Source organism: Thiohalocapsa halophila (genome assembly GCF_016583825.1).
Taxonomy (GTDB): domain Bacteria; phylum Pseudomonadota; class Gammaproteobacteria; order Chromatiales; family Chromatiaceae; genus Thiohalocapsa; species Thiohalocapsa halophila.
This window is the reverse complement of sequence record NZ_NRRV01000215.1, coordinates 1-990: the sequence shown is the minus strand read 5'-3', so window position 1 is coordinate 990 and position 990 is coordinate 1. Positions and strand designations below refer to the sequence as shown.

1 protein-coding gene is annotated in these 990 nt (G+C 61.1%); it reads right to left on the bottom strand.

Annotated elements, in window-relative coordinates; translation table 11 throughout:
- Positions 1 to 79: 79 nt before the first annotated feature.
- Positions 80 to 990, bottom strand: a 911-nt coding sequence (locus CKO31_RS26065; protein ID WP_207148127.1) for a 4Fe-4S dicluster domain-containing protein, incomplete at its 5' end; no start/stop codon positions are given.

Here is a 990-nt window from a genome sequence, read left to right as displayed (position 1 = left end):
TGCTTGCCATGGCAAACTTGATGAATTGACGGCGATTCAATACGTTCATTGCAAATACCCCGCTCCCGACAAATGGCCACTACACGAAGGTGTCTCGGAAATGCTCCAAGCTCAGCCCTTCCCTGCCCTGGTAGACCTCGGCGAGCACATTGTCCGGATCGATGTAGAAGACGTGTGGAATGGTGCCTTGCTCCGGCAACAGGGTGGTCTCGTCCCGGTTGTCCAATAGGTTCCACTGCTGCGCGAGCTTGGCGACCTCGCTGTCGGGATCGTTCAGATCACCGAAGATCCGCGCATGCCCCTGACAGGTATTGACACAGGACGGCGCGACACCTTGCGCAACGCGATGTTCGCACCCGCTGCACTTTTCGACGCCGTTTTTCTCCGGCTCCTTGCCGGCCTTGACGTGGGGATGCACGGAGCGCACACCATACGGACAGGCCTGGATGCACATTTCACACCCGATACAGAGCGAATTGTCGACCAGGATCATGCCATCCGGACGCTTATAGGTCGCACCATAGTCGTAGGCCATCACTGCCCCATCCGGGGCCACGTAATCCTGCTGCGAGACCGGAAACTCCGGGCAGACCTTGACGCAGGGTGGCACCTGATCCTGTTCGTTCCCCGCACAGTGGTTGCACATCAGCGGCAAGAACGCCTTCTTGGTCTCCGGAAAGGTGCCGTACTCGGCCTGTTGAACGACGGCGCGAAAGCGACCGAGCGGGGTATTGAACTCCGCCTTACACGCAACGGTGCAGGCCCGACAGCCGGTACACTTGCGCAAATCCATGATCATCGCCCACCTGGGCGCGGCGGGCTCCGCGGCGGCCGCGAGCGCGCGCCCCGCCGGGACCGTCGCCACCGCTGCACCGGCGAGTGTGACCCCAGCGCCCTTCAGCAGATCACGTCTCGACATCGGGCTATTGGAATTCTCGGCCATCGTTTGCGCTCCTCCAAAGGCGGGGTTGACAAAGCCACGCATATCGC